The 26962-nt window shown below is 67.5% G+C and carries 22 protein-coding genes; 15 read left to right on the top strand and 7 right to left on the bottom strand.

Features of this window, described 5'->3' with window-relative positions:
• From ACPTTC_RS38650 to ACPTTC_RS38635, 4 genes are all read left to right on the top strand, one after another.
• Positions 1-1617 carry a tryptophan halogenase family protein gene (locus tag ACPTTC_RS38650; protein WP_423396491.1) on the top strand — a complete coding sequence of 539 codons (1617 nt, stop codon included), beginning with the start codon at positions 1-3 and terminating at the stop codon, positions 1615-1617.
• Positions 1617-2702 carry a monodechloroaminopyrrolnitrin synthase PrnB family protein gene (locus ACPTTC_RS38645; protein ID WP_423396490.1) on the top strand — a complete coding sequence of 362 codons (1086 nt, stop codon included), beginning with the start codon at positions 1617-1619 and terminating at the stop codon, positions 2700-2702. The genes ACPTTC_RS38650 and ACPTTC_RS38645 overlap by 1 nt, the downstream gene beginning before the upstream one ends.
• A 65-nt stretch (positions 2703-2767) precedes the next feature.
• Positions 2768-4468 (top strand): NAD(P)/FAD-dependent oxidoreductase, encoded by a 1701-nt coding sequence (locus ACPTTC_RS38640; RefSeq protein WP_423396588.1) that lies wholly within the window; start codon positions 2768-2770, stop codon positions 4466-4468.
• Positions 4469-4491: 23 nt separating this feature from the next.
• Complete coding sequence (locus ACPTTC_RS38635) at positions 4492-5613, top strand: Rieske 2Fe-2S domain-containing protein (RefSeq protein ID WP_423396489.1); 1122 nt, start codon at positions 4492-4494, stop codon at positions 5611-5613.
• 50 nt (positions 5614-5663) lie between these two features.
• Here ACPTTC_RS38635 and ACPTTC_RS38630 read toward each other — a convergent pair whose 3' ends face one another.
• Both ACPTTC_RS38630 and ACPTTC_RS38625 read right to left on the bottom strand, forming a co-directional pair.
• Positions 5664-6752, bottom strand: coding sequence for an aldose epimerase family protein (locus ACPTTC_RS38630; protein ID WP_423396488.1), 1089 nt, complete (start codon positions 6750-6752; stop codon positions 5664-5666).
• A 26-nt stretch (positions 6753-6778) separates the two neighbouring features.
• Positions 6779-7972, bottom strand: coding sequence for a XylR family transcriptional regulator (locus ACPTTC_RS38625; protein WP_226199736.1), 1194 nt, complete (start codon positions 7970-7972; stop codon positions 6779-6781).
• Between the two features lie 268 nt (positions 7973-8240).
• On the opposite strand from ACPTTC_RS38625, the gene xylA reads away from it, so the two are divergent.
• From xylA to ACPTTC_RS38595, 6 genes are all read left to right on the top strand, one after another.
• The gene (xylA, locus tag ACPTTC_RS38620) at positions 8241-9563 is read left to right on the top strand and encodes a xylose isomerase (RefSeq protein WP_423396487.1); all 1323 of its coding nucleotides are present in this window, start codon (positions 8241-8243) and stop codon (positions 9561-9563) included.
• Positions 9564-9567: 4 nt separating this feature from the next.
• The gene (gene xylB, locus ACPTTC_RS38615) at positions 9568-11046 is read left to right on the top strand and encodes a xylulokinase (RefSeq protein WP_423396486.1); all 1479 of its coding nucleotides are present in this window, start codon (positions 9568-9570) and stop codon (positions 11044-11046) included.
• A 123-nt stretch (positions 11047-11169) separates the two neighbouring features.
• Positions 11170-12198, top strand: coding sequence for a D-xylose ABC transporter substrate-binding protein (xylF, locus tag ACPTTC_RS38610; protein ID WP_175951853.1), 1029 nt, complete (start codon positions 11170-11172; stop codon positions 12196-12198).
• Positions 12199-12258: 60 nt separating this feature from the next.
• The gene (gene xylG, locus ACPTTC_RS38605) at positions 12259-13818 is read left to right on the top strand and encodes a D-xylose ABC transporter ATP-binding protein (RefSeq protein ID WP_423396485.1); all 1560 of its coding nucleotides are present in this window, start codon (positions 12259-12261) and stop codon (positions 13816-13818) included.
• Positions 13815-15026 carry a sugar ABC transporter permease gene (locus ACPTTC_RS38600; protein ID WP_423396484.1) on the top strand — a complete coding sequence of 404 codons (1212 nt, stop codon included), beginning with the start codon at positions 13815-13817 and terminating at the stop codon, positions 15024-15026. The genes xylG and ACPTTC_RS38600 overlap by 4 nt, the downstream gene beginning before the upstream one ends.
• A 36-nt stretch (positions 15027-15062) precedes the next feature.
• Positions 15063-15380, top strand: coding sequence for a hypothetical protein (locus ACPTTC_RS38595; protein ID WP_423396483.1), 318 nt, complete (start codon positions 15063-15065; stop codon positions 15378-15380).
• Positions 15381-15599: 219 nt separating this feature from the next.
• Here the strand turns inward: ACPTTC_RS38595 and ACPTTC_RS38590 are convergent, their stop codons facing one another.
• The 3 genes from ACPTTC_RS38590 to ACPTTC_RS38580 all read right to left on the bottom strand — a co-directional run bounded on the left by ACPTTC_RS38590 (position 15600) and on the right by ACPTTC_RS38580 (position 20988).
• Positions 15600-17558 (bottom strand): phosphatase PAP2 family protein, encoded by a 1959-nt coding sequence (locus ACPTTC_RS38590; RefSeq protein ID WP_423396482.1) that lies wholly within the window; start codon positions 17556-17558, stop codon positions 15600-15602.
• Between the two features lie 184 nt (positions 17559-17742).
• Positions 17743-19329, bottom strand: a complete 1587-nt coding sequence (locus ACPTTC_RS38585) for a methyl-accepting chemotaxis protein (protein ID WP_423396481.1) — start codon at positions 19327-19329, stop codon at positions 17743-17745.
• 138 nt (positions 19330-19467) lie between these two features.
• Positions 19468-20988 carry a diguanylate cyclase gene (locus tag ACPTTC_RS38580; protein ID WP_423396480.1) on the bottom strand — a complete coding sequence of 507 codons (1521 nt, stop codon included), beginning with the start codon at positions 20986-20988 and terminating at the stop codon, positions 19468-19470.
• A gap of 137 nt (positions 20989-21125) precedes the next feature.
• On the opposite strand from ACPTTC_RS38580, the gene ACPTTC_RS38575 reads away from it, so the two are divergent.
• The 5 genes from ACPTTC_RS38575 to ACPTTC_RS38555 all read left to right on the top strand — a co-directional run bounded on the left by ACPTTC_RS38575 (position 21126) and on the right by ACPTTC_RS38555 (position 24615).
• Complete coding sequence (locus tag ACPTTC_RS38575) at positions 21126-21371, top strand: hypothetical protein (protein ID WP_423396479.1); 246 nt, start codon at positions 21126-21128, stop codon at positions 21369-21371.
• 66 nt (positions 21372-21437) lie between these two features.
• The gene (locus ACPTTC_RS38570; protein WP_423396478.1) at positions 21438-21869 is read left to right on the top strand and encodes an STM2901 family protein; all 432 of its coding nucleotides are present in this window, start codon (positions 21438-21440) and stop codon (positions 21867-21869) included.
• A 3-nt stretch (positions 21870-21872) separates the two neighbouring features.
• On the top strand, positions 21873-22238 hold the full coding sequence (locus tag ACPTTC_RS38565; RefSeq protein ID WP_226199804.1) for a DUF1493 family protein: 366 nt from the start codon (positions 21873-21875) through the stop codon (positions 22236-22238).
• A 233-nt stretch (positions 22239-22471) separates the two neighbouring features.
• Entirely contained in the window at positions 22472-23767 is a 1296-nt protein-coding gene (locus tag ACPTTC_RS38560; RefSeq protein WP_423396477.1) for an MFS transporter, read from the top strand.
• A 65-nt stretch (positions 23768-23832) separates the two neighbouring features.
• A complete protein-coding gene (locus ACPTTC_RS38555; RefSeq protein ID WP_423396476.1) occupies positions 23833-24615 on the top strand; it encodes a substrate-binding domain-containing protein in 783 nt (260 codons plus the stop codon).
• A 24-nt stretch (positions 24616-24639) separates the two neighbouring features.
• Here the strand turns inward: ACPTTC_RS38555 and dctA are convergent, their stop codons facing one another.
• Together dctA and ACPTTC_RS38545 are read right to left on the bottom strand one after the other, a co-directional pair.
• Positions 24640-25968 (bottom strand): C4-dicarboxylate transporter DctA, encoded by a 1329-nt coding sequence (dctA, locus tag ACPTTC_RS38550; RefSeq protein WP_423396475.1) that lies wholly within the window; start codon positions 25966-25968, stop codon positions 24640-24642.
• 34 nt (positions 25969-26002) lie between these two features.
• The gene (locus ACPTTC_RS38545; protein ID WP_423396587.1) at positions 26003-26926 is read right to left on the bottom strand and encodes a LysR family transcriptional regulator; all 924 of its coding nucleotides are present in this window, start codon (positions 26924-26926) and stop codon (positions 26003-26005) included.
• Positions 26927-26962: the final 36 nt, after the last annotated feature.

Below are 26962 nucleotides of genomic sequence, written 5' to 3'. Positions count from 1 at the left end.
ATGAGCAATCCGATCAAGAATATCGTCATCGTGGGCGGCGGCACCGCGGGCTGGATGTCCGCCTCGTACCTCGTCCGGGCGCTCCAGCAGCAGGCGAACATCACGCTCGTCGAGTCCGAGGCGATCCCGCGGATCGGCGTGGGCGAGGCGACCATCCCGAATTTGCAGAAGGTGTTCTTCGACTTCCTCGGGATACCGGAGCGGGAGTGGATGCCCCAGGTGAACGGTGCGTTCAAGGCCGCCATCAAGTTCGTGAACTGGAGGCAGTCCCCCGACCGCTCGCGCGACGATTACTTCTACCATTTGTTCGGCAGCGTGCCGAACTGCGACGGCGTGCCGCTTACCCACTACTGGCTGCGCAAGCGCGAACAGGGCTTCCGGCAGCCGATGGCGTACGCCTGCTACCCGCAGCCCGAGGCGCTCGACGGCAAGCTGGCGCCGTGCCTGCCCGACGGCACCCGCCAGATGCCCCACGCGTGGCACTTCGACGCGCACCTGGTGGCCGATTTCCTGAAGCGCTGGGCCGTCGAGCGCGGGGTGAAACGCGTGGTCGACGAGGTCGTGGAGGTTCACCTGGACGAGCGCGGCTACCTCTCCAGCCTGTCCACCAAGGAAGGTCGGACGCTGGAGGCGGACCTGTTCATCGACTGCTCCGGCATGCGGGGGCTCTTGATCAACCAGGCCCTGAAGGAGCCCTTCATCGACATGTCCGACTACCTGCTGTGCGACAGCGCGGTCGCCAGCGCCGTGCCCAACGACGACGCGCGCGTGGGGATCGAACCGTACACCTCCGCGATCGCCATGAACTCGGGGTGGACCTGGAAGATTCCGATGCTGGGCCGGTTCGGCAGCGGCTACGTCTTCTCGAGCAAGTTCACCTCGCGCGACCAGGCCACCGCCGACTTCCTCAATCTGTGGGGCCTCTCGGACAAGCAGCCGCTCAACCAGATCAAGTTCCGGGTCGGGCGCAACGGGCGGGCGTGGGTCAACAACTGCGTCGCGATCGGGCTGTCGTCGTGCTTCCTGGAGCCGCTGGAATCGACGGGGATCTACTTCATCTACGCGGCGCTTTACCAGCTTGTGAAGCACTTCCCCGACACCGCGTTCGATCCGCGGCTGAGAGACGCGTTCAACGCCGAGATCGTCTACATGTTCGACGACTGCCGGGATTTCGTCCAGGCGCACTATTTCACCACGTCGCGCGAAGACACACCGTTCTGGCGTGCGAACCGGCACGACCTGCGGCTCTCGGACGCCATCCAGGAGAAGGTCGAACGTTACAAGGCGGGGCTGCCGCTGACCACCACATCGTTCGACGACGCCACGTACTACGAAACGTTCGACTACGAATTCAAGAACTTCTGGTTGAACGGAAACTACTACTGCATCTTTGCCGGCTTGGGGCTACTGCCTGACCGTTCGCTGCCGCTCTTGCGGCACCGGCCGGAGTCGATCGACAAGGCCGAGGCGATGTTCGCCCGCATCCGGCGCGAGGCCGAGCGTCTGCGCACGAGCCTGCCGACGAACCACGACTACCTGCGATCGCTGCGTGAGCGCGGCGCGGGGCGGTCTCGCAGCCAGCCCGGGCCGGCGGTCGCGGCGCCGGAGATCCTGTAGTGGAGCGCGCCCTCGGCCGGGTATGCGCATTCGCGGCCACGCACGCCGCGGTGGCGGCCTGCGATCCGCTGCACGCACGCTCGCTCGTCCTGCAACTGCCGGGCCTGAATCGCAAGAAGGACGTGCCCGGCATCGTCGGCCTGTTGCAGGCGTTCCTCCCGGCGGGCGGCGTGCCTTCCGGCTGGGGCTTCGTCGAAGCGGCCGCCGCGATGCGGGACATCGGGTTCTTCCTGGGGTCGCTCAAGCGGCACGGGCACGAGCCCGTGGACGCGGTGCCCGGGCTCGAGCCGCTGCTGCTCGACCTGGCGCGTGTGACCGACCTGCCGCCGCGCGAGACGCTCCTGCACGTGACGGTCTGGAACCCCGCGGCGGCCGACGCGCAACGGAGCTACACCGGGCTGCGCGACGAAACGCACCTGCTCGAGAGCGTGCGCATCTCGATGGCGTCCCTCGAGGCGGCCATCGCGTTGACCGTCGAGCTGACCGACGTGCCCCTGCGGTCGCCCGCGTTCGAGCATGGGTGCGTCGAGCTGGCGGCCTGTCTTCAGAAAATGGTCGAATCGATCGTTTACGCCTACCGCTTCATCTCGCCGCAAGTGTTCTACGACGAACTCCGCCCTTACTACGAACCGATTCGAGTCGGGGGACAGAGCTACCTCGGCCCCGGCGCCGTGGAAATGCCCCTCTTCGTGCTGGAGCACGTCCTGTGGGGCTCGCAATCGGACCACCCGGCGTATCGGGAATTCAAGGAGACGTACCTGCCCTATGTGCTTCCCGCGTTCAGGGCGGTCTACGCCCGGTTCGCCGGCGGGCCGGCGCTCGTCGACCGCGCGCTCGACGAGGCGCAAGCGGCCCGCGTGCGGGGCGAGCCGGTCGGCGCCGGGCTGGCGGCGCTCGAGCGGGTCATCGAGGTCCTGCTGCACTTCCGGGCGCCGCACCTCAAGCTGGCGGAGCGGACGTACGAAGCCGGGCGAAGCGGCCCGACGATCGGCAGCGGGGGATACGCGCCCAGCATGCTCGGCGATCTCCTCACGCTCACGCGGGCCGCGCGGTCCCGCCTGCGCGCCGCGCTCGACGCGCCCTGACACCTGACACCTGACGCCTGACGCGCGCGGCCATGTGTTCCATCCCACAAGGAGAGCTTGCCCCCATGACTCAGATGCGCACCGCGAACGAGCGCGATAGCAACCACTTCGACGTGATCATCCTCGGTTCGGGCATGTCCGGCACCCAGATGGGGGCCATCCTGGCCAAACAGAAGTTTCGTGTCCTGATCGTCGAGGAGTCGTCGCACCCACGGTTCACGATCGGCGAATCGTCGATTCCCGAGACGTCCCTGATGAACCGCATCATCGCCGATCGCTACGGCATTCCGGAGCTGGACCACATCACGTCGTTCTATGCGACGCAGCGTTACGTCGCGTCGAGCACGGGCATCAAGCGCAACTTCGGCTTCGTGTTCCACAAGCCCGGCCAGGAGCACGATCCGAAGGAGTTCACGCAGTGCGTCATTCCCGAGCTGCCGTGGGGTCCGGAGAGCCATTATTACCGGCAAGACGTCGACGCCTACCTGTTGCAAGCCGCCATCAAATACGGCTGCACGGTCCGCCAGAAGACGAACGTGACCGAATACCACGCCGACAAGGACGGCGTCGCGGTGGCCACTGCCCGGGGCGAACGGTTCACCGGCCGGTACATGATCGACTGCGGCGGACCCCGCGCGCCGCTCGCGACCCAATTCAAGCTCCGCGAAGAGCCGTGTCGCTTCAAGACGCACTCGCGCAGCCTCTACACGCATATGCTCGGGGTCAGGCCGTTCGACGACATCTTCAAGGTCAAGGGGCAGCGCTGGCGCTGGCACGAGGGGACCTTGCACCACATGTTCGAGGGCGGCTGGCTGTGGGTGATTCCGTTCAACAATCACGCGAGGTCGACCAACAACCTGGTGAGTGTCGGCCTGCAGCTCGACCCGCGTGTCTACCCGAAAACGGACATCCCTGCGCAGCAGGAATTCGACGAGTTCCTCGCGCGGTTCCCGAGCATCGCGGCGCAGTTCCGGGACGCCGTGCCGGTGCGCGACTGGGTCAAGACCGACCGCCTGCAATTCTCGTCGAGCGCCTGCGTCGGCGACCGCTACTGCCTGATGCTGCACGCGAACGGGTTCATCGACCCGCTTTTCTCCCGGGGGCTCGAGAACACCGCGGTGACCATCCACGCGCTCGCGGCGCGCCTCATCAAGGCGCTGCGCGACGACGACTTCTCCCCAGAGCGCTTCGAGTATATCGAGCGCCTGCAGCAGAAGCTCCTGGACCACAACGACGACTTCGTCAGCTGCTGCTACACGGCGTTCTCGGACTTCCGGCTGTGGGACGCGTTCCACCGGCTGTGGGCGGTCGGCACGATCCTCGGGCAGTTCCGGCTCGTGCAGGCCCACGCGAGATTCCGGGCGTCGCGCAACGAGCGTGACCTCGATCACCTCGACGACAACGCCCCGTACCTCGGGTTCCTGTGCGCGGATCTGGAGGGGTATTACCAGTTGTTCAACGACGCCAAGGCCGAGGTCGAGGCCGTGAGCGCCGGGCGCAAGACGGCCGGGGAGGCCGCGGCGCGGATTCACGTCCTCATCAACGAACGGGAATTCGCGAGGCCGATGTTCGGCTTCGGGTACTGCATCACCGGGGCCAAACCGCAGCTCAACAACTCGAAGTACAGCCTGCTGCCGGCGATGAAGCTGCTGCACTGGACGCAGACCAGCGCGCCGGCGGAGGTGAAGAAGTACTTCGACTACAACCCGATGTTCGCGCTGCTCAGGGCGTACGTCACGACCCGAATCGGCCTGGCGCTGAAGTAGTCGGCCGACACTGCCACGAAGACATGGACGACGTTCAATTTGAATTGCATCAGGCGGGCGCCAGCGCGTATCCGTCGGGGGCGTACGACGCGACCACGCGCCTCGCCGCGAGCTGGTACGTCGCGATGCGCTCGGACGACCTCAAGGACAAGCCGACGGCGCTGATGCTCTTCGGCCGGCCGTGCGTGGCGTGGCGCGGCGCGACGGGGCGGGCCGTGGTGATGGACCGCCACTGTTCGCATCTGGGCGCGAACCTGGCCGACGGGCGGGTCAAGGACGGGTGCATCCAGTGCCCGTTTCACCACTGGCGGTACGACGAGCAGGGTCAGTGCGTTCACATTCCCGGCCACAGCGCGGAGGTGCGCCGGCTGGAGCCCGTGCCGCGCGGGGCGCGCCAGCCGACGTTGGTCACCACCGAGCGCTACGGCTACGTGTGGGTCTGGTACGGCTCCCCGCAGCCGCAGCACCCGCTGCCCGAAATCGCCGCGGCCGACGTCGACAACGGCGACTTCATGCACCTCCATTTCGCATTCGAAACGACAACGGCGGTCTTGCGGATCGTCGAGAACTTCTACGACGCGCAGCACGCGAACCCCGTCCACGCGCTCCCGATCTCGGCCTTCGAGCTCAAGCTCTTCGACGACTGGCGCCCGTGGCCGGAGGTCGAGCCGCTGGCCCGGGCGGGCGCGTGGTTCGGCGCCGGGATCGACTTCACCGTGAACCGGTACTTCGGGCCCCTCGGCATGCTGTCGCGCGCGCTCGGCCTGAACATGTCGCAGATGAACCTGCACTTCGACGGCTACCCCGGCGGGTGCGTCATGACCGTCGCGCTGGACGGAGACGCCAAATACAAGCTGCTCCAGTGTGTGACGCCGGTGAGCGACGGCAAGAACGTCATGCACATGCTCATCTCGATCAAGAAGGTGGGCGGCGCCCTGCGCCGCGCGACCGACTTCGTGCTGTTCGGACTCCAGACCAGGCAGGCCGCGGGGTACGACGTCAAAATCTGGAACGGGATGAAGCCGGACGGCGGCGGCGCGTACAGCAGGTACGACAAGCTCGTGCTCAAGTACCGCGCGTTCTACCGGGGCTGGGTCGACCGCGTCGACGCACGTGAGCGGCAAGGCGCGAGTCGGCAGCGCTAGTCGAGCCGGCGCGGCCGCGGCCGGGGTGCCGGCGACACTGGCCGCGCACACTATGCACGAACGGCTACCCGATACCGGGTGGTCTGTCGATAGACGGCGCCCGGATAAAGGATCACGTCGTCGCGCAGGCCGGCCATGTTGACCTGGTCCGGAAAGCCGCCCGCCTCCACGCACAGCGCCGCGTGTCGCGCGCAAAGCGTGCCGCCGCTTACGCGCACGCCATCGAGATAGTTTCCCGTATAGAGCTGCAGGCCCCGCTGGTCGGTCGACACGATCAGTTCGCGGCCGCTTTCCGGATCGTAGATGCGCGCGACGGGCCGGACCTCGTGCGCGCCGCCGCTCAGGACGAAGCAGTGGTCGAAGCCGCGCGCACGGGCCAGTTGCGCATTCGGCCAGTCGAGGCGCGCACCGATCGGCGCGCTTTGACGGAAATCGAACGCGGTGCCCGTCACGTCGGCCGTGCCGGTCGGGATCAGCGCGTCGTCCACCTCGAGGAACGCGTCGGCGTCGATGTGCAGCAAATGGCCGCGCACATCGCTGCCCGGGCGCCCGCTCAGGTTGAAGTAGCTGTGATTCGTCAGGTTCAGCGGCGTCGGTGCATCGGTCCGCCCCACATAGTCGATCGTCAGCGTGCCGTCGTCGTCGAGCGTGTAGCGGACCTGCACGCACACGTTGCCGGGGAATCCCGCGTCGCCTTCCGGCGAATCGAGCCGCAGCGTCAGCCCGCCGCAGTCGTCGATCACGTCCCAGCGCGCGCGATGAAAGCCGTTCGCACCGCCGTGCAGCAGGTTGCCGTTCTCGTTACGGTCGAGCGGGTAGTCGACGCCGTCGAGCTCGAAGCGCGCACCGGCGATCCGGTTCGCCCATCGGCCGATCGTCGCGCCGAGGTAGGCGCCGGATTCGAGGTACTCGGCCGGCGTGTCGTGTGCGAGCACGATGTCGGCAAGGCGCCCCGTGCGGTCGGGGGCGAGCCACGACACGACGGTCGCGCCGAGATCGCTGATGCCGACACGCATCCCGTGCGCGTTGCGCAGCGTGTAGCGTCGCACGGGTTCGCCGTCGGGCAACGCGCCCCACGGTTCGGACTGCACGCGGGCCACGCCGGGCGTCAGGTGGGAAGAAGCGGTATCGATATGCATGGGTGGAGTCAGATTGGCGGCGGGCGTCAGCATGGGGCGCCCGCGCGTTCCTGGAATTCGCGCGGCGTGCAGCCCAGCTCGCGCCTGAACACTGCGTACATGTACTGCAGCGACGTGAACCCGCAACGGATCGCAACTTCCGCGCTCGACGCCTGCCGGCCGGCGAGCAGCGCCTGCGCGGCCTCGAGCTTGTGACGCAGGATCTCCTGGTGCACGGTGCGCTGCAGTTCGCGCCGAAAATGCTCTTCGAGCAGCGAGCGCGATACGCCGACATAGTCGGCGACCTGTTCGGTCTTGATCCCCTGGCACGCGTACTGGCGAATGAAATGCCGTGCACGCATCACGTGCGGGCTCGCCAGCGGCTGGTGGCGGGTCGACTCGAGCACGTTGATGCCGACCGGCGGCACGAGAATGCGCTGCCCCGGAAAGCGCGCGCCGCGCAGCATCCGGTGCAGCAGGTGCGCGGCGGTGCGGCCCATTTCCTCGGTGCCCTGGATCACCGACGACAACGGAATGCGCGTCAGCGTGCGCGTGAGCGGATCGTTGTCGATGCCGATGATCGCGACCTGTTCCGGCACCGCGATGCCCGCGATCAGGCAGGCTTGCAGCAGGTGCCGCGCGCGCGCATCGGTGACCGCGATCACGCCGACGGGTTTCGGCAGCGCATGCAGCCAGCCGATCAGCTGCTCGATGGCGTGATTCCAGCCCGAGGCGCTCGTCGACAGCCCGCGGTAGATCGGGGCGTCCAGCCCGTCGGCGCGCGCGAGCCGGTCGAACGCGAGCTCGCGCTGTTGCGCCCAGCGGTTCTCCTGCGCGACCGGCAGGCTGTACATCGCGAAATGCGCGAGCCCCGCGCCGATCAGGTGCGTGTAGGCGAGCGACACGAGCTTCGGGTTGTCGGTCGCGATATAGGGGACATCGTCCGGATACTGCGCGAGATCCTCGTACGACGAGCCGACCGCGACGATCGGCAGCGGCGAGCCGGCGAGCGCGTCGGCGACGGCGGGATCGTCGAAGTCCGCGATGATGCCGTCGCCGTCGAAGCGCTCGATGCCGGTGAGCCGGCAGCGGAAGTCGTCTTCGAGAAACAGGTCCCACACGACGCGCGTCGTGTGCAGGTACTGGCCGATGCCGCTGATGATCTCGCGGTCGTAGACCTTGTTCGCGTTGAACAGCAGCGCGATGCGATGCGGTGTCTGGGCGGAAGGGGCGCGTGTCATCTCGATCTCGGGGCGCGCGCGTCGGGGCGACGCCGTGCCGTTGTCTCCGGGGCGCGCCCGGGGCGGCGGCGCGCGATGGTCTGGTGTTCGGCGATTGTAGGACGGAACGTGCGCCGCACGCAGCGCCTGGCAAGAAACATTAAGCGTGCTGCGCAATTTCGCAATTGCCGGCCGGCAGGCGCACAGGCACGATCCAGCCAACCGAATTCGGCCGCGTGCGTCGCCGCGACGCGCGTTGCGCTGCAACAAGACCGTACACGGAGACGCCATGTCGCATTTCGAACACATTCCCGCGATTCGCTATGAAGGCCCGCAGTCGGACAATCCGCTGGCCTATCGCCATTACGACCCCGAGAAGCGCGTGCTGGGCAAGACGCTCGCCGAGCATCTGCGGATCGCGGTCTGCTACTGGCACACGTTCGTATGGCCCGGGAACGACATGTTCGGGCAAGGCACGTTCCGGCGGCCGTGGCAGCAGCCGGGCGATGCGCTCGAGCGGGCGCGGCAGAAGGCGGACGCGGCGTTCGAATTCTTCACGAAGCTCGGCACGCCGTTCTATACGTTCCATGACACCGACGTCGCACCGGAAGGCGACAGCCTGCGGGAATATGCGGCCAATTTCGCGCGGATGGCCGACTATCTCGGCGAGCGTCAGGAGGCAAGCGGCGTGCGGCTGCTGTGGGGCACCGCGAACCTGTTCTCGCACCCGCGCTTCGCGGCCGGCGCCGCGACGAACCCGAACCCCGACGTGTTCGCGTGGGCCGCGACCCAGGTGTGCCACGCGCTCGACGCGACCCACCGGCTCGGCGGCGCAAACTATGTGCTGTGGGGCGGGCGGGAAGGGTACGAGACGCTGCTCAATACCGACCTGAAGCGCGAACGCGAGCAGTTTGCCCGCTTCCTGTCGATGGTCGTCGAGCACAAGCACCGGATCGGCTTCAAGGGCGCGCTGCTGATCGAGCCGAAGCCGCAGGAGCCGACCAAGCACCAGTACGACTACGATGTCGCGACGGTGCACGGCTTCCTCGTGCAGTACGGATTGCAGAACGAGATTCGCGTGAACATCGAGGCGAACCACGCCACGCTTGCCGGGCACTCGTTCCATCACGAGATCGCGAATGCGTTCGCACTCGGCGTGTTCGGCAGCGTCGACGCGAACCGGGGCGATCCGCAGAACGGCTGGGACACCGACCAGTTCCCGAACAGCGTCGAGGAGCTGACGCTCGCGTTCTACGAAATCCTGCGGCACGGCGGCTTCACGACCGGCGGGATGAACTTCGATGCGAAGGTGCGGCGCCAGAGCGTCGATCCGGAAGACCTGTTCCACGGCCATGTCGGCGCGATCGACGTGCTTGCGCTCGCGCTCGAACGCGCGGCCGTGCTGGTCGAGAACGACCGGCTCGAGGCGCTGCGCCGGCAGCGCTACGCGCAGTGGGACGACGCGTTCGGCCGCAAGATCCTGTCGGGCGGCTATACGCTCGAGTCGCTCGCGGCCGATGCGCTGGCGCGCGGCGTGGCCCCGCGGCATGCGAGCGGCGCGCAGGAACGGCTCGAGAACATCGTGAACCAGGCGATCTACGGGCTGCGCTGACGCCATGTACATCGGACTCGATCTCGGCACGTCGGGCGTGAAGGCGGTGCTGCTCGACCGCGACGGCGCGGTGCGCGCGAGCGCGAGCCGCCCGCTCGCGGTGAGCCGGCCGCGACCGCGCTGGTCCGAGCAGGTGCCGCTCGACTGGTGGGACGCCGCCTGCGGCGTGCTCGCCGCGCTCGTCGCGGATGCGCGCGCCGCGGGCATCGATTCGCGCGACATCGCCGCGCTTGGACTGACCGGCCAGATGCATGGCGCGACGCTGCTCGATGCGCATGGCGCCGTGCTGCGCCCCGCGATCCTGTGGAACGACGGCCGCGCGGACGCCGAGTGCGCGGAACTCGAACGGCTCGCGCCCGCACTGCGCGCGGTGGCCGGCAACGTCGCGATGCCGGGCTTTACCGCGCCGAAGCTGCTGTGGGTACGCCGTCACGAACCCGACGTGTTCGCACGCATCGCCCAGGTGCTGCTGCCGAAGGACTATCTGCGCTACCGGCTCACCGGCGCATTCGCGACCGATCCGTCGGATGCCGCCGGCACGCTGTGGCTCGACGTCGCGAAGCGCGACTACGACGACACGCTGCTTGCCGCATGCGGGCTGTCGCGCGCACAGATGCCGGCCGTGTTCGAAGGCAATCGTGTCACCGGCACCCTGCTGCCGGCCGTCGCGCGCTCGCTCGGGCTGCGCGAGATCCCGGTGGTGGCCGGCGGTGGCGACAACGCGGCCGGCGCGGTGGGCGTCGGCATCGTGCGGCCTGGCGATGCGCTGCTGTCGCTCGGCACGTCGGGTGTCTATTTCGCGGTGTCCGACGGGTTTCGCGCGAATCCCGAATCGGCCGTGCACAGCTTCTGTCATGCGCTGCCGAATACCTGGCACCTGATGTCCGTGATGCTGAACGCGGCAGGCTGCGTCGACTTCACCGCGCAACTGGCCAGTTACGACGGCGTGGCGGCGCTGCTCGACGATGCACAGACGAATGCACGTGCGACCCGGCCGTGGTTCCTGCCTTACCTGAGCGGCGAGCGTACGCCGCACAACGACGTGAATGCGAAGGGCGTGTTCTATGGGCTCGTGCCCGACACGCAGCGTGCGGATCTCGCGAACGCGACGCTCGAAGGCGTCGGATTCGCGCTGCTCGACGGAATCGACGCGTTGCATGCGGCCGGGCTGGCGCCCGACAGCATCACGGTGATCGGCGGCGGCTCGCGCAGCGCGTACTGGACGCAGATGCTCGCCGATCTGAGCGGCCGCGCGCTGACCTTGCGCGCGGGCGGCGAGGTGGGGCCTGCGCTGGGCGCCGCGCGCCTTGCGCATCTCGCGCTCGAACCGGATGCGCCGCTCGGCGACGTGTGTCCGCAGCCGCCGGTCGTCGCGGTGCGCGAACCGGACAGGGCGCGCCACGCGTGGTATCGCGACGTGCGGCGGCCGACGTTTCGCGCGTTGTATCGCGCGCTCGAACCGGTGTTTGCCACGGGCGCTTGACGTGCGGATCGCCGACGCGATTCCCGTCGCGCGATGCCGTGTTGTGCAGTGACGCGATGCGGGCGGCGCAGTTCGGCTGCCGCCCGGCGTTCGTGAGGTTGTCCGATAACAAGGAGTGGAGACATGAGATCCGTGACGCGTCGTACCGTATTGAGTTCGCTTGCCGGCGCCGCTGCGCTGGCGATCCTCGCGCTGGGCACGCCGCTCGCGCACGCGAGCAAGGACAAGCCGGAAATCGGCTTCTGCATCGACGACCTGCGCGTCGAGCGCTGGTCGCGCGATCGCGACTATTTCGTCGCGGCCGCGACGAAGCTCGGCGCGAAGGTGTCGGTGCAGTCGGCCGACGCGAGCGAGGAGCGGCAGATTTCCCAGATCGAGAACCTGATTTCGCGCGGCGTCGACGTGATCGTGATCGTGCCGTTCAATTCGAAGACGCTCGGCAACGTCGTCGCAGAAGCGAGGAAGGCCGGCATCAAGGTCGTGTCGTACGACCGGCTGATCCTCGATGCGGACGTCGACGCGTACATCTCGTTCGACAACGAGAAGGTCGGCGAGCTGCAGGCGCAGGGCGTGTTCGATGCGAAGCCGAAGGGCAACTACTTCCTGCTCGGCGGCGCGCCGACCGACAACAACGCGAAGATGCTGCGCGAGGGCCAGCTGAAGGTGCTGAAGCCCGCGATCGATCGTGGCGACATCAAGGTCGTCGGCCAGCAATGGGTGCCCGAATGGAGCGCGTCGACCGCGCTGCGGATCGTCGAGGATGCGCTGACCGCGAACAACAACCGGATCGATGCGATCGTCGCGTCGAATGACGGCACGGCCGGCGGCGCGATCCAGGCGCTCGCCGCGCAGCATCTGGCCGGCAAGGTGCCGGTGTCCGGGCAGGACGCGGATCTCGCGGCGGTCAAGCGCGTGATCGCGGGCACGCAGACGATGACCGTCTACAAGCCGCTCAAGCTGATCGCGAGCGAAGCGGCCAGGCTCGCGGTCGATCTCGCGAAGGGTGCGAAGCCCGCGTTCAATGCGCAATACGACAACGGCAGGAAGAAGGTCGATACGGTGCTGCTGCAGCCGACGCTGCTGACCAGGCGCAACGTCGACGTCGTCGTGAAGGACGGCTTCTATACCCAGGCGCAACTGGCGAGCCAGTAACGGCGCGACGCGCGGGCCATCCATCGGTGCGCCCGCGCGCATCCTGCGAGGCATGAACGAATGACGGAACCCTTGCTGACGATGCGCGGCATCGTCAAGGCGTTCGACGGCGTGAAAGCGCTCGACGGCATCGACCTCACCGTGCGGCCCGGCGAATGCGTCGGACTGTGCGGCGAGAACGGCGCGGGCAAATCGACGCTGATGAAGGTGCTGTCGGGCGTCTATCCGCACGGCACGTGGGACGGCGAAATCCGCTGGGAAGGCGCGCCGCTCGCGGCGTCCGGCGTGCGCGACACGGAGCGGGCGGGCATCGCGATCATCCACCAGGAGCTGATGCTCGTGCCCGAACTGTCGGTTGCCGAGAACATCTTCCTCGGCAACGAGATCACGCTGCCGGGCGGGCGCATGCACTTCGCGGCGATGGTCCGGCAGGCCGAGTCGCTGCTGCGCGAATTGCGGATCGACACGATCAACGTCGCGCAGCCGGTGATGAACTACGGCGGCGGCCACCAGCAGCTGATCGAGATCGCGAAGGCGCTGAACAAGCAGGCGAAGCTGCTGATCCTCGACGAACCGTCGTCGTCGCTGAGCGCCGCCGAGACGCGGATCCTGCTCGATATCGTGCGTGACCTGAAGCGGCGCGGCGTCGCGTGCGTGTACATCTCGCACAAGCTCGACGAGGTCGCGGCCGTGTGCGACACGGTCACCGTGATCCGCGACGGCCGTCACGTCGCGACCGAGCCGATGCACGCGCTGACGACCGACCGCATCATCGCGATGATGGTTGGCCGCGAGATCCGCGACCTGTATCCGCGTGAGCCGCACGAGATCGGCGAAGTCGTGCTGGAAGCGCGGAACGTGATCTGTCACGACGTGACGAACACACGCCGCAAGCGCGTCGACGACGTGTCGTTCAGCGTGCGGCGCGGCGAGATCCTCGGCGTCGCCGGGCTGGTCGGCGCGGGCCGCACCGAGCTGATGCAGGCAATCTTCGGCGCGTATCCGGGTGCGTGCACGGCGACCGTGCGGATGAACGGCCGGGTGCTGTCGATCCGTTCGCCGGCCGACGCGATCCGTGCCGGGATCGCGATGGTGCCCGAGGACCGCAAGCGCCATGGCATCGTGCCGCAACTCGGCGTGGGCCACAACATCACGCTGGCGGTGTTGCAGCGCTTCGCGGCGCGCGGGCGCATCGACGCGGCCGCCGAACTCGATGCGATCCGCACCGAGATGCAACGGCTGTCGGTACGTGCCGCGCATCCGTTCCTGCCGATCGCGAGCCTGTCCGGCGGCAACCAGCAGAAGGCGGTGCTCGCCAAGATGCTGCTGGCCGAGCCGCAGGTGCTGATCCTCGACGAACCGACGCGCGGCGTCGACGTGGGCGCGAAGGCGGAGATCTACCGGCTGATCTTCGCGCTGGCAAAGCGCGGCGTCGCGCTGATCGTCGTGTCGTCGGAGCTGCCCGAGGTGCTCGGGCTGGCCGATCGCGTGCTGGTGATCGGCGAGGGCGAGCTGCGCGGCGATTTCATCAACCAGGGCCTCACGCAGGAACAGATTCTCGGCGCCGCGCTGAAACCCGCGCGGCGGCCGACCGACCCCACCGCAGCGAGTGCGACATGAATTCCGACCTTTCCTCCTCGACTCCCGCGACGCCGGATGCACAAGCGCGTCGACCCGCCGGCCGCGCAGCGGGGCTTCCGTTGCGCCAGGTCTTCGTGCGCTACAAGGTGCTCGCGCTCCTGTTCGCGGTGGTCGCGATATGGGTGTTCTTCTCGGTGCTGACGGACGGCGCGTTCGTCACGCCGCGCAACGTATCGAACCTGCTGCGGCAGATGTCGATCACCGGGATGCTCGCGTGCGGGATGGTGTTCGTCATCATCGCGGGTGAGATCGACCTGTCGGTCGGCTCGCTGCTCGGGCTGCTCGGCGGCGTCGCCGCGATCCTCGACGTCAATCGCCACTGGCCGGTCGCGGCGACGGTGCCGGTCGTGCTCGCGCTCGGCGTGCTGATCGGGCTCTTCAACGGCTGGTGGTCGACCTATCGGCGCGTGCCGTCGTTCATCGTCGGGCTGGGCGGGATGCTCGCATTTCGCGGAATCCTGCTCGGCGTGACGGGCGGCTCGACGATCGCACCGGTGTCGGACGGCTTCGTGTTCATCGGGCAGGGCTATCTGCCGCGCATGGCGGGCGACGGCCTCGCGATACTGCTGTTCGTGCTCGTGACGCTGCTGGTGGTGCGGCAGCGCGGCACGCGGCGGCGCTACCGGCTCGCGGTCGCGCCGCCGTGGCAGGACGGCGTGAAGATCGCGGGCGCGGGCGCGGTGCTGTTTGCGTTCGTCGCGACGCTCGACCGCTATGGCGGCATTCCGGTGCCGGTGCTGTTGCTGCTCGCGTTGCTCGGCGTGTTCTCATGGATCGCGACGCAAACCGTATTCGGCCGGCGCGTTTATGCGGTCGGCTCGAACCTCGAGGCGACGCGCTTGTCCGGCGTCGATACCGATCGCGTGAAGCTCGCGATATTCGCGCTGATGGGCTTGATGTGCGCGTTTGCCGGCCTCGTGAACACGGCGCGGCTGGCGGCGGGTTCGCCGTCCGCCGGCACGATGGGCGAGCTCGATGCGATCGCGGCGTGCTTCATCGGCGGCACGTCGATGCGCGGCGGATCGGGCACGGTCTACGGCGCGTTGATCGGCGCGCTCGTGATGGCGAGCCTCGACAACGGCATGTCGATGCTCGACGTCGACGCGTACTGGCAGATGATCGTCAAGGGCGCGGTGCTGGTGCTGGCCGTGTGGATCGACGTGGTATCGCGATCGAACCGGCGCTGACGAACCTGTCGGCCGCGAGACGACGAGGGGACGACCATGGATAGAAACACGATACGCGTGCCGGACGTTTTCACGCCGGCGCAGGCAACGCACGGGGAACCGCGTGTCGACCCCGTGCTGGGCCTCGGCGATCCGCGCGACCGGCGGGTCATCGCGGATGCGCTGCGGGCGCTGCTGCGCGAGCGTTCCGAAGCGCTCGCATTCGCGATGCGTATCGCCGACGAGTGTGGCCGTTCCCGGCCCGATGCGGTCGATTTCGCGCTGAGCGACATCATTCGGCTCGCGCGCGCCGTCGAGCGGATCGAGCGGGAAGGGGCGTCGACGCACGATGCCGAGCCTGCCAGGGCGCGCTGAAAGACGACGCTTGCGACGCGCGAGCCGAGCGGTGCACGGGGCCGGCAGCGGACTTCGCATGCCGTGCGTTCGACTGCGCGAACCGGCCCGTATGACCGATCGGGCGGCGAATCCAGCGTGTCCCGGGCGAACGGCACGGTTTCTTGCGCCGCCGCACGATCGACCCCGCGCGGTCCTGAAGTCGCTGTCGAAGCCGCCCGGATCGACGGCCGATGCCGGCTACGCCGCCGACAGCGTGATCGACACGCCCGTCGCGGTATAAACGGGCGTTGCCTTGAACCCGTCGACCGTCACCGTCGAGAACTTCGCGGCAGCCGCCGCGCCGTCGATCAGCGCGATGGTGTCGCCGGCCTTCGGCGCGTAGTCGTTCACGAACTTCACGTGCAGCGTGCCGCCCGCGACGGTGAGCGGGCCGCCCACGCGCAGGCGTCCGCCGCCGTTGCCGTCGATGTCGAGTTCGAGCGTCGTGCCGTCGAGCTGCGTGTAGCGGGTCGCGATCGTCACCGGCGCGCCGGCCGCGATCCTCACGCTGCCGCCCGGGCCGACGTACACGTCGCCTGTGCCGAACGCCGTCGTCGACGCAGCCGCAAGCGTGCCGCCGCTCACCTGCGTGCCGCCCGTGTAGCGGTTGTTGCCCGCCAGCGTCAGCGTACCGCTGCCCTGCAGCGTCAGCTTGCCGGCGCCCGCGACGTCGTTGCGCCACAGGTCGGCCGCATTGAGCCCGCCTTGCGACGCATCCATCGACACGATCACGTTGCCGTTGAACGCGCCGTAGCCGTCGGCTGCCGCGAACAGGTTCAGGCGCCCCCAGCCTTCCGCATCGTCCATGACCGGATAGCCGGACGGCAACTCGGTGGTCTTCAGCACGACGCGCCGCTGGTCGGCGCTCAGGTACGGGAAGCGCGTCTGCAGCAGGATCTCGGCGCCCTTCGGCACGACCGGCGGCGCGTCCGTCGATTCGATCGCGCCGAAGCCGAACGTCAGGCGGCGCAGGAATGCGGCCTTGTTCGTCGCGTAGTCGGCGAACCGGTCGGTTGCCGCCGTGCCGGTGTGCGCGAATGCGGAGAACGTCGTGGCGGTCGTCCCCGTCAGTTGTTCCAGCGTCTGGTGGGCTTGCGTGTAGGCGGCCTGCGCGTCGCTGGCGTACGCGGTCAGGTTCGCCGCGCTGACGGCCAGCGCGAGCATGCGGCCGCCGATCACGTCGAGCGGCGAGTGCATGCCGGCGAGGATCCGGTTCTCGCCGAGTTCGAGGCCGCGGCTGACCATTTCCTGGAAGCGTTCCGGCACGAGCCACGCCATCGTCGTCGCATCGCGCATCGCTTCCGCCTCGTGGCCGCTGATGAAGCCGCCGTCGGTCGCGGGCGTCGTGCTTTCAGCCGGAACGAGCGTCGGCGCGACCACCACGCTCGTGCTCCAGCGGTACGGGCGCGCATATTTGTAGAAGCGCTTGGCGGGTTCGGTCGACGCGTTGTTGCCCATTTCGTTGAGCAGGTCGACGACTTTCCCGAAGTTCGCGTTCGTGCTGCTGCCCACGCCGACGTTGTTGCCCGAGTCGTTGTAGAGCACCGACGTCGCGTCCGCCGGAATGCTGGTGATGCTGGTCGTCTGCTGGGCCGCGGTGCGCCACGCCGCCGTGAGCGGGCCCATGCCGTCGGTCACGCTGAAGCCCTTGCCGCGCCGGTCGTCGTAGTACGCGGCATCGGCCTGCTGCGGCGTGCGGGCGGTCGTCGCGTTGATCACGTACTGCACGTTGGCCGACAGCACGGTGTCGTTCAGGATCGTGCCGCACGGTGCGCCGCTGCCGGGCAGCCCGGAGCAGGTGGACGGCGAGATGGCCGGAAACGCGCCGTTCGCCGGCGCGCTCACGCCCGCGTCGACCAGCATCGTCGACGGCTGCCAGAGATCGAGAAAGCGGCTCACCACGCGCACCGCGGCGTTGGTCGACAGCGTCGCATAGCGCACATCGCCGCGCTGGTTGGTCGCGATGTTGTCGACGAACGCGGGCACGCTCGGCACCGGGGCGCTGTCGACGAAGCCGGGGTCGGCGGGCGGCGCCGGAACGGCTGCGGCCGTCGTGCCGGTCGACACGACATCGTCGCCGCCGCCGCAGGCGGCCAGGACGATCGCACTCGACAACGCTGCAACGTGCAGCGGGAAACGGCTTCGTGATGCAAACATGCAAGACTCCATCCTGATGATCGAAGATGGCGAATTGTGGTGATGGATCGTTACGTGGCCGTTAAGGAAATGTTTCGCGTTGGCTTCGGCGCGCGCGAATTCCCACTATCTGGTTAATTTCCGGTGCTGAACATGTCGGGTGCCGGATTCGATGCACCCATTGAGGGCACGCGCGCGGGGGAGGTTATGCGCCGGCCGCCCGCGTATCCAGCCGGAACAGCGATACCGCCTCGGCAAGCCGGCCTCCCTGTTCTTCGAGCGACTTCGATGCGGCGGCCGCCTGTTCGACGAGTGCCGCGTTCTGCTGGGTGACTTCGTCCATTTGTGTAATCGCCAGATTCACCTGCTCGATGCCGCGGCTCTGCTCGTTCGACGCGGCAGCGATCTCGCCCATGATGTTGGTCACGCGCGCGATCGCATGCGTGACCTGGTTCATCGTCTCGCCCGCGTGGTTCGCGATATGCGAGCCGTCCTGGATTTTCCGGACCGATTGCGAGATCAGCTCGCGAATGTCCTTCGCGGCGCCCGATGAGCGCTGTGCAAGACTTCGGACTTCGCTGGCCACCACGGCAAAGCCGCGGCCCTGTTCGCCGGCGCGGGCGGCCTCCACGGCCGCGTTGAGCGCGAGGATGTTGGTCTGGAACGCGATGCCTTCGATGATCCCGGTGATCTCGGCGATCCTGGTGGAACTGGCGCTGATGTCCGTCATCGTGTCGACCATCAGGCCGACTGCCGTGCTGCCGCGCTGGGCGACCTCCGATGCGTTGGTGGCCAACCCGCTCGCCTGCTGCGCATTGTCGGCGTTCAGGCGCACGGTGGACGTCAGCTGCTCCATGCTCGATGCGGTCTCCTGCAGCGAGGCGGCTTGTTGTTCCGTGCGGGAGGAGAGGTCCTGGTTGCCGGACGCGATTTCGCCGGCGCCTGTCGCGACATTGCCGGATGCGGTACGGACTTCCGAGATCAGGCGGGTCAGGTTCGCCCGCATGTCCCGCATGGAAGCCAGTACGCTGCCGACCGGCGCGGCACTGGCCGATGATTCGGTACCGAGATCGCCGGCGGCGATACGGCGCGCGATGTCGCTGAGCGTGGCAGGCTCCGTGCCGAGCGAGCGCAGCAGGCCGCGCGTGATGAAGACGCCCGAGATCGCGGCCGCTGCTGCTGCTGCGATACACATGACGATCAGCATCAGTCGTCGCGATGCATAGCGGTCGCCCGATTCCGTCACGCGTTGCGCGCCCTGCGTGCGGGCGTACGTCGCATAGGCGTCGGTGGCGGCGACAAGCCTGGCCAGCAGCGGCCGACACTGTTCGTTGATCATCGTGATAGCCTGATCGCGGCGATTATTCGCCGCCGCGTCGACGATGGCACGCGCCACGGGGCCGTACTGCGCTTCGACCGCGCCGATTTGCCGGACCAGCTCGCGGGACTTGTCGGATGCGCCGCTCCCCTCGCGGACCGCATTCGTCAGTTCGCCGAGCAGCGCGCCGACCTCGCGGTCGGCCTGCAGCGCCGCTTCCTTCTCGATGTCCGCGTCGCGCGGCGCGGTCGCAAGCACCTGGTTGCGGGCGGCGATCGCGCGCCGGTCGACCGCGACGCGGACCTTGTCCGCCAGGGTGGCGCGGGTGTTGGTGCCATTGACGAAATTTTCGAATGCCGCGTTCGCATTGCCGAGCGATACGATGCCGAGCAGGGAGACGAGCAGAACCATGCAGGTCAGGAGGCAGAAAGCCAGGGTCAGCTTCGCGCGAACCGTTAATCGTCGATCATTCATAGGTGAGGTCCGGTTTTATTGGCATCGAATAGTTTTCCTGATTATCGGAACGGCGCATGAACAATTGAGGACTGGCGTATGACACTATCGTTTGCGGGTCGTCAACCGCCGAACAAAGCAGACCCGATCCGTGGCCGGTCAAGCCAGGCGAGCGAGTTGCTCCGGTTCCGCGCAACACACCCGATTCCTGCCTTCGCGCTTCGCGCGATAAAGTGCCATGTCGGCCTGGCGCGACAGCGCATGCACGGACGCGGGGCGCGCGCGATGGCCGGTCGCGCAGCCGATGCTGACGGTGAAGGCTGGAACAGGTTGCGCAAACCCGTCGAGCCGGTTGCGTTCGACTTCTCGGCGAATCGCCTCCGCGACCCGCGCGGCGCCGTGTTCGTCCGTATCCGGCAATACCGCGACGAACTCCTCGCCGCCATACCGGGCGGCGAGATCGCCGCGTCGACGCGTATGGGTGCGGATGCAGTCGGCGAGAAAGCGCAGCGCCGTATCGCCTTCCGCATGCCCATACCGGTCGTTGTACTGCTTGAAGTGGTCGGCGTCGATGAACAGGATCGACAGGCTGCCGTTGCTGCTCCGCTGCAGCCGTTCCCATTCGTCGGCCAGCGCGATATCGAGCGCGCGGCGGTTGCACAGGCCGGTCAGCGGATCGGTCCGCGTGAGATCCGTGAGCAGCGTCTGTTTGCGCAGGTTGCCCTGCAGCGCAAACGCAAGCAGCCATACCACCGCGCAAAACAGCGCGCTGATCACGGTCGCCAATACGCCGGCCGTCCACGACAGGCGCGTAATGCCCGCCAGCACGTCGCGCTCCGCCGGCGCGACGACGGCGATCAGCGGCGTGCCCGGCACCCGCTGGTAGGTATACAGCCGCACGGTGCCGTCGATGCTCGAGCGCGCGGGATAGAAGCCCGATTCACTGTTCACCATCCGCTCGAATGATTTCGAGCGACGCAGGTTGTTCATCTGGTTGTCGTTCAACGCCGGATTTCTCGACAGGATCGAGCCGTCCGCGCGCAGGATCGCGCTGACCCCGTTCGGCCCGACATCGAGGCGGGACAGCAGCTGATCGAAATAGGCGAGGTCGATGGCGACCACCGCGATCCCGTTGAACGTGTGATCGGGCCGCTCGATGCGCCGCGACAGCGCGATGGATTCCTTGCCGGCGCGCGAGCGCGCGCGATAGACCTCGGACACGTAGAGGCCGACGTTGTCCGCATCGCGATGGACCTTGAAGTAGTCGCGATCGCTGAAATCCCAACGGTGGGTCTTGCCGCAGCATCCGTCGATCAACTGGCCGCGCTGGTCGGTCACGCCCATGCCGGTGACATATTGGGCCGCGGTGCGCTCGAACAGCAGATCGTGTCGCAGCCCGGCATCCATGCGCCGCACCGCGGGATTGCCGAGATCGGAGGCCAGTGCGAGCAGCGCGTTGTTCGACGTTTCGACGGTGCGTGCGATCTGGCTCACCAGCACGGCTGCCACGTTGCGCGACGTTTCATGCGCATGCTCGATGGCTTCGTTTCGCCCGGCCCACAGAGTCGCCGCGCTGATCCCGAGTGCGGCAAGCGACATCAGCGTGCCCGCCGCCCCGACGACAAGCGGGTGACGTCCGGCCCAGTCGGCAATTTTCTCGATCGAGGTGAATGCGGGCATGCTCGCGCTCGTAAGGGAAGCCGGCTGCAATGACGCCGGCCCGGTTCAAATCCGGGTTAACGGCACGGTTAACTGAAAATCAAGGCCCGCACGGCGGCCAGCCGCGTGCGTGCGATCGCGCGCCGGGGCGCAAACGTGTGCGACCGAGCCTGGGGAGATCGAGCAAGGCCATCCGGCGGCCCGACGGTGTGGCGGCCGGCGGAGGCCGGGAAACCCGGGCGCTTGCGGGCACGATCGCGATCGGCGAGGGCGGCCCGCTGCCGGCGCTGAAGCGGCTCGGCAAGTCGGGCGGCGTCGGGGGGGACGCTCGGCCTGCGGACAAGCCCGCGTTCTCGAACGTGCCGCTCGCGCCCGGCCCCGGGCCGTTCCAGGCGATGCGGTAAAGTGTCGCCTTCGCAGGGGGTACCCGCTGGGAGAGCAGCGCCCTTGCTGGATCAGGAGAAAAATGAATGAATGAAAACAGGTACACCTACGGCACCTGGCAGGATTTGCGGCCCGTCGACGTCTTTGCCTTGGTCGCGTTCGACGAGACACGCAAGCAACTCGGCCTGGACAATCTCGCCGCTGCGTCAGCGATGTTTCTCGATCAGGCCGACGTCCCAGTCCCCGGCAAGTTCGCCGGCGCTACGCCGGGCACGTCCGGCGCCTCCGTTGCCGCTCGGAAGTTGCTCCCTCAAACGTTGCCGTTTCGCCTGCCGACGATCACGGGTGGCGGGTTGTCCGGTATTCGGATCGCCTTCACTCGCCGCCTCGGTGCGTGGGTCGGTCGGGCGATCCCCGTGGTGGGCGAGGTATTCCTGGCGCTCGACGCCTACCTGATCACGCACAACACCGTGTCGACCTACAATCGAATCGTGAAGCCCGAGGACCGGGTGCTCTGAGCCATGGAAGACGATACCTGGGAACGCCTGGAAGCCTTCACACGCGAGGAACTCGGGCGGCCGGTGTTCGGCAGCAAGCTGAGCGTGCAACCGGAATCCCGGCTCGAGCAGGATCTCGGCATCACGGGCCTCGACGGGGTGGAGTTCATCGACCGGTGGGCAGCGACATTCGGCGTCGACGCCCGAGGATTCCCGTACCGGCGCTATTTTGGCCCCGAAGGCCAGGCACTGCTGTCGTCACTCATCGGGCTACTCGTGAAGCGCCTCCGGCACCCGGAGCGACGGCCGCTGACCTTGGGGATGCTGGCCGAGGCAACGCGACGCGGGAAGTGGGACACGGACGCGATCGAGGCTGCTGCGGGGCAGTGATCGTCAGTGATCGTAGATGGCAGGGCCGGTCGAGGTACTGACCGGCCCTTTTTCATGGGCTGTCGTCCGGAACCCTGTCCCGCCACGTGCGCCGCCCGCGCGCCGATTGATAACCAATCAACATCAATCCTTCCAAAAATTGCACTTATCGTTTGCCTGACGCCAAGCGAACATGGCGGAAAACGACAATCGTCCGCCCCCCGCGTATTTCTGGATTTTCAGGAGACACCCCGATGCACCCCTCGTCCAGCCTTCCGACCGAACGTTCGAAGGCCGCTGCGGTCTTCCGCGTCACAGCCGGGAATTTTCTCGAGCAGTTCGACTTCTTCCTGTTCGGCTTCTACGCCACGCAGATCGCCAACGTCTTCTTTCCCGCGCAAAGCGAGTTCGCATCGCTGATGATGACCTTCGCCGTGTTCGGCGCCGGCTTCCTGATGCGGCCGCTGGGTGCCATCGTGCTGGGCGCGTACATCGACGACGTCGGCTGCCGCAAGGGCCTGATCGTCACGCTGTCCATCATGGCGAGCGGCACCATCCTGATCGCGTTCGTGCCGGGCTACGCGACGATCGGCCTGCTCGCACCCGCGCTCGTGCTGCTCGGCCGGCTGCTGCAGGGCTTCTCCGCCGGCGCGGAACTGGGCGGGGTATCGGTATATCTCGCCGAGCTGGCGACGCCCGGCCGCAAGGGCTTCTTCACGAGCTGGCAGTCCGCCAGCCAGCAGGTCGCGATCGTCGTCGCGGCGGGCCTGGGCTTTGCACTGAATCAATGGCTGAGCGCGTCGGCCATCGCCGCATGGGGATGGCGCGCGCCGTTCTTCGTCGGCTGCATGATCGTGCCGTTCATCTTCATGCTGCGCCGCAATCTGGAGGAAACCCAGGCGTTCAAGGCGCGCACGCATCGTCCGGGCATGAAGGAAGTGTTCGGTACGCTGGTTCGGAATTGGGGCGTCGTGGTGGCCGGCATGATGCTGGTCGCGATGACCACCACGAGCTTCTATCTGATCACGGTCTACGCGCCGACCTTCGGCAAGACGGTGCTGCATCTGAGCACCGCCGACAGCCTGCTCGTGACGCTGTGCGTCGGCGTGTCGAACTTCGTGTGGCTGCCGATCGGCGGTGCGCTGTCCGACCGGATCGGCCGCCGGCCGCTTCTGGTCGGCATGACGGTGCTCACCATCGTGACCGCCTACCCGGCGCTGTCGTTGCTCGCGCACGCGCCGTCGTTCGTCAACATGCTGCTCGTGCTCCTCTGGCTCTCGTTCATGTACGGGATCTACAACGGCGCGATGGTCGTCGCGCTCACGGAAGTGATGCCGGTGCAGGTGCGCGTCGCGGGCTTCTCGCTCGCCTACAGCCTCGCGACAGCCGTGTTCGGCGGCTTCACGCCGGCCATCTCGACCGCGCTCATTCACATGACGGGCGACAAGGCCGCACCGGGATACTGGATGAGCTTCGCTGCGGTGTGCGCGCTGCTTGCGACGTTCGCGCTCTATCGCCCCCGTGCCGCGACGCTGACGCCGGCGCATTGATGGCCGGCCCGTCCGGCAGGCTCGGAAAACCCTACGAACCCACGCGAATCCCTACGACCATGACCATGAAAAACCTGCTTCTGAAATGTTGTGCGACCGCGCTCGTCGCCGCTAGCGCGGCGGCGACCAACGTGCAGGCCGCCGAACTGCACGTGATGAGCTCGGGCGGCTTCACCGCCGCCTACAAGCTGCTCGGCCCCCGGTTCGAGTCGACGACGGGCAATACGCTCGATACCGCGCTCGGTCCGTCGATGGGCAAGTCGCCCGAAGCGATTCCGAACCGGCTCGCGCGCGGCGAGCCCGCCGACGCGGTGATCATGGTCGGCTACGCACTCGATGACCTGATCAAGCAAGGCAAGGTCATCCCCGGATCCCGCGTCGAGCTGGCCGATTCGCGCATCGGCATGGTCGTGCGCGACGGTGCGGCAAAGCCCGACATCAGCTCCGCCGAAGGGCTGAAGCAGGCGCTGCTGCACGCCAGGTCGATCGCCTATTCGGACAGCGCGAGCGGCGTGTACATCGAACGCGAGCTGTTCAGGAAGCTCGGCATCGAGGATCAGGTGAAGTCGAAGGCGAAGATGATTCCGCGGATCCCGGTGGCGTCGGTCGTGGCGAACGGCGACTACGAAATCGGCTTCCAGCAGGTGAGCGAGTTGCTGCCGGTCAAGGGCGCGACCTTCGTCGGCAAGATTCCCGAATCGCTGCAGTCGGTCACGCGCTTCGCCGCCGGCATTCCCGTCGGTGCGCAGCACCCGAAGGAAGCGAAGGCGCTGCTCGACTATCTTGCGTCGCCCGAGGTGCAGGCGGACGTGAGGTCGACCGGACTCGATTCCGTTGCCGCTCACTGAATCCGGTCGACGGGAAGGCGTGCGTCAGGCGGCCTTCCCGTTACCGTTGGCATCGGCCGCGACACGGCCTTGATCGGCCCCGTTCGGGAAGGCTGGACCGGCCACGGCGAGCCGCTGCGCAAGAAGCGCGCGATCGCACGCGCGTTCCCACATCGACACGAAGATGACCGCGCAGGCATTGCTGATCACGCTCGTCAGCGCGCGCGCCTCGGACATGAAGCGATCGATGCCGACCAGCAGGGCGACCCCGGCAACGGGCAGGTCGGGCATGACGGCGAGCGTGGCGACCAGCGCCACCAGTCCGCTACCGGAAACACCCGCCGCGCCCTTGGACGTAAGCAGCATGACGGCGAGCATCATCGCGATCTGCGACGCGGAAAGCGGCACGTCGCACGCCTGCGCGATAAACAACGCGGCAAGCGTCAGGTAGATCGCGGTGCCGTCCAGGTTGAACGAATAGCCCGCCGGCAGCACGAGCCCGACGACGCCCCGGTCGCAACCGAGCGACGTCAGCTTGACGATCAGGCGCGGCAGAACGGGCTCCGACGAGGACGTCGCGAGGACGATGAGCAGCTCTTCGCGCAGGTAGCGCAACAGCCGCCACAGCGCGAAGCCGTGCAGGCGCGCGAGCGGTGCGAGCACCAACGCGACGAACAGCGCGCATGCCGCGTAGAAGGACAGCATCAGCTTCGCCAGCGAGCCGACCGAGCCGATACCGAAGCGGCCCACTGTGAACGCCATCGCGCCGAATGCGCCGAGCGGCGCGAGCCGCATGATCATCGCAAGCACGCGGAAGACGACCTGGGCGACCCCGTCGATCAGCGCAAGAACGGGCCGGCCGGCCGTCCGGTGCGCGTTCAGCGAGAAACCGAACAGCAGCGACAGCAGCAGTACCGGCAACACCTCGCCCTTCTCGAACGCGCCAAGCATCGTATCGGGAATCACGCTCAACCCGAACGCCACGAGCCCGCGTGGCTGCGCGTCCTTCGCGTACTGCGCGAGGATGCTCGAATCGAGATGGTGCACGTCGATGTGCAGGCCGGCGCCCGGTCGCAGCACGAACGCGGTGACGAGCCCGATCGCGAGCGCGACGGCGGTCAGCGAATAGAAGAGCGCCATGGCCCGAACGATCGTGCGGCCGATTGCCTTCCCGTCCGCGAGTGACGTGATGCCCGAGACGATCGTGCAGAAGACGATCGGCGCGATGGTCATCCGCACCAGGCCGACGAACGCATCGCTGAGGGGCTTGAGCATGGCGCCTGCGCCCGGCCATGCGTGACCGACGCTCACGCCGAGCAGCATCGCAAGCAGCACCTGCACATAGAGCGATTTGAGCAGCCTGGCCAACCTCACGGGACGATCTTCCTTCGGGTCTTTCCTGTCGTTGTCATGCCGCTGCACCGCTGCTCGCGATGCCGCCGCGCTTCGCGTCGACGATCATCCGATGAAACGCTTCGGCGGCCGGCGTGAGCGGACGTCCGCGCCGCTTGACGATGCCCACGCGCCGTTTGACGACCGGCTCGACGAGCGGCACGCTCGTGAGAACGGGATGGTCGTGCCCGGGCATCGCCATCGAGGGCACCGCGGCGACGCCGAGCCCCGCCTCGATCAATCCGAGCAGGGTCGTCACGTGGCGTGCTTCGCACACGCTCGGCCCGCGCGGCGCCACGGCGGCCAGCGCCTGGTCGAGCAGCAGACGGTTACCGGACGTCTTGTCCACCGCCACGTAATCGTGCTCGTACAGTTCGTTCCAGGTCACGCGCTTCTTGCGCGCGAGCGGATGGTCTCGGCGGCACGCCGCGACGAAGCGCTCCTGGAGCAGCACCTTGAACTCGATCTCGGCTTCCTGGCTGCCGATGAAGCTCACGCCGAAGTCGGCCTCGCCGCTGATGACGGCGCCCAGCACCTCGTTCGCGCCAGCGTCCAGCAGCTTGACCCGGATGCGCGGAAAGCGCTGATGATAGCGCGCGATGATCGCGGGCAGAAAGTAGTAGGCCACCGAGGGCACGCACGCGATGGTCACATGGCCCAGGCGGCTCGACGACACGTCGCGAATGCCGAGCAGCGCGGCGTCGAGATCGTCGAGCAGTTGTTCGGCGCTCTGGGCGAACACGCGGCCGACCGTGGTGAGCGTGACGCGGCGCGTGGTGCGCTCGAAGAGACGCACGCCGAGCGCCTCCTCGAGCTTGTCGATCCGGCGACTCAACGCCGGCTGGGAAATGCTCACCGTCTCCGCGGCCTTGCGGAAACTGCCCGTTTCCACGACCGCGCGAAACGCCTGCAAGTCGTTCAAATCGAAGTTGATCCCCACGGGCAAGCCTCCGCATCTCAGATGCGCAGTATTGTC

This window comes from Burkholderia mycopellens, assembly GCF_964265025.1.
Lineage (GTDB): Bacteria > Pseudomonadota > Gammaproteobacteria > Burkholderiales > Burkholderiaceae > Burkholderia.
This window is presented reverse-complemented; position numbering and strand designations above follow the sequence as displayed.

Bases quoted from the DNA above. Each gene is read 5' to 3' on its own strand.
- ACPTTC_RS38565 (WP_226199804.1), top strand. From the start codon at position 21,873: ATGGAAGACGATACCTGGGAACGCCTGGAAGCCTTCACACGCGAGGAA.
- xylB (WP_423396486.1), top strand. From the start codon at position 9,568: ATGTACATCGGACTCGATCTCGGCACGTCGGGCGTGAAGGCGGTGCTG.
- xylG (WP_423396485.1), top strand. From the start codon at position 12,259: ATGACGGAACCCTTGCTGACGATGCGCGGCATCGTCAAGGCGTTCGAC.
- xylA (WP_423396487.1), top strand. From the start codon at position 8,241: ATGTCGCATTTCGAACACATTCCCGCGATTCGCTATGAAGGCCCGCAG.
- ACPTTC_RS38580 (WP_423396480.1), bottom strand. From the start codon at position 20,988: ATGCCCGCATTCACCTCGATCGAGAAAATTGCCGACTGGGCCGGACGT.
- ACPTTC_RS38555 (WP_423396476.1), top strand. From the start codon at position 23,833: ATGAAAAACCTGCTTCTGAAATGTTGTGCGACCGCGCTCGTCGCCGCT.
- ACPTTC_RS38570 (WP_423396478.1), top strand. From the start codon at position 21,438: ATGAATGAAAACAGGTACACCTACGGCACCTGGCAGGATTTGCGGCCC.
- ACPTTC_RS38590 (WP_423396482.1), bottom strand. From the start codon at position 17,558: ATGTTTGCATCACGAAGCCGTTTCCCGCTGCACGTTGCAGCGTTGTCG.
- ACPTTC_RS38650 (WP_423396491.1), top strand. From the start codon at position 1: ATGAGCAATCCGATCAAGAATATCGTCATCGTGGGCGGCGGCACCGCG.
- ACPTTC_RS38600 (WP_423396484.1), top strand. From the start codon at position 13,815: ATGAATTCCGACCTTTCCTCCTCGACTCCCGCGACGCCGGATGCACAA.
- xylF (WP_175951853.1), top strand. From the start codon at position 11,170: ATGAGATCCGTGACGCGTCGTACCGTATTGAGTTCGCTTGCCGGCGCC.
- ACPTTC_RS38640 (WP_423396588.1), top strand. From the start codon at position 2,768: ATGACTCAGATGCGCACCGCGAACGAGCGCGATAGCAACCACTTCGAC.
- ACPTTC_RS38625 (WP_226199736.1), bottom strand. From the start codon at position 7,972: ATGACACGCGCCCCTTCCGCCCAGACACCGCATCGCATCGCGCTGCTG.
- ACPTTC_RS38595 (WP_423396483.1), top strand. From the start codon at position 15,063: ATGGATAGAAACACGATACGCGTGCCGGACGTTTTCACGCCGGCGCAG.
- ACPTTC_RS38635 (WP_423396489.1), top strand. From the start codon at position 4,492: ATGGACGACGTTCAATTTGAATTGCATCAGGCGGGCGCCAGCGCGTAT.
- ACPTTC_RS38585 (WP_423396481.1), bottom strand. From the start codon at position 19,329: ATGAATGATCGACGATTAACGGTTCGCGCGAAGCTGACCCTGGCTTTC.
- ACPTTC_RS38560 (WP_423396477.1), top strand. From the start codon at position 22,472: ATGCACCCCTCGTCCAGCCTTCCGACCGAACGTTCGAAGGCCGCTGCG.
- ACPTTC_RS38630 (WP_423396488.1), bottom strand. From the start codon at position 6,752: ATGCATATCGATACCGCTTCTTCCCACCTGACGCCCGGCGTGGCCCGC.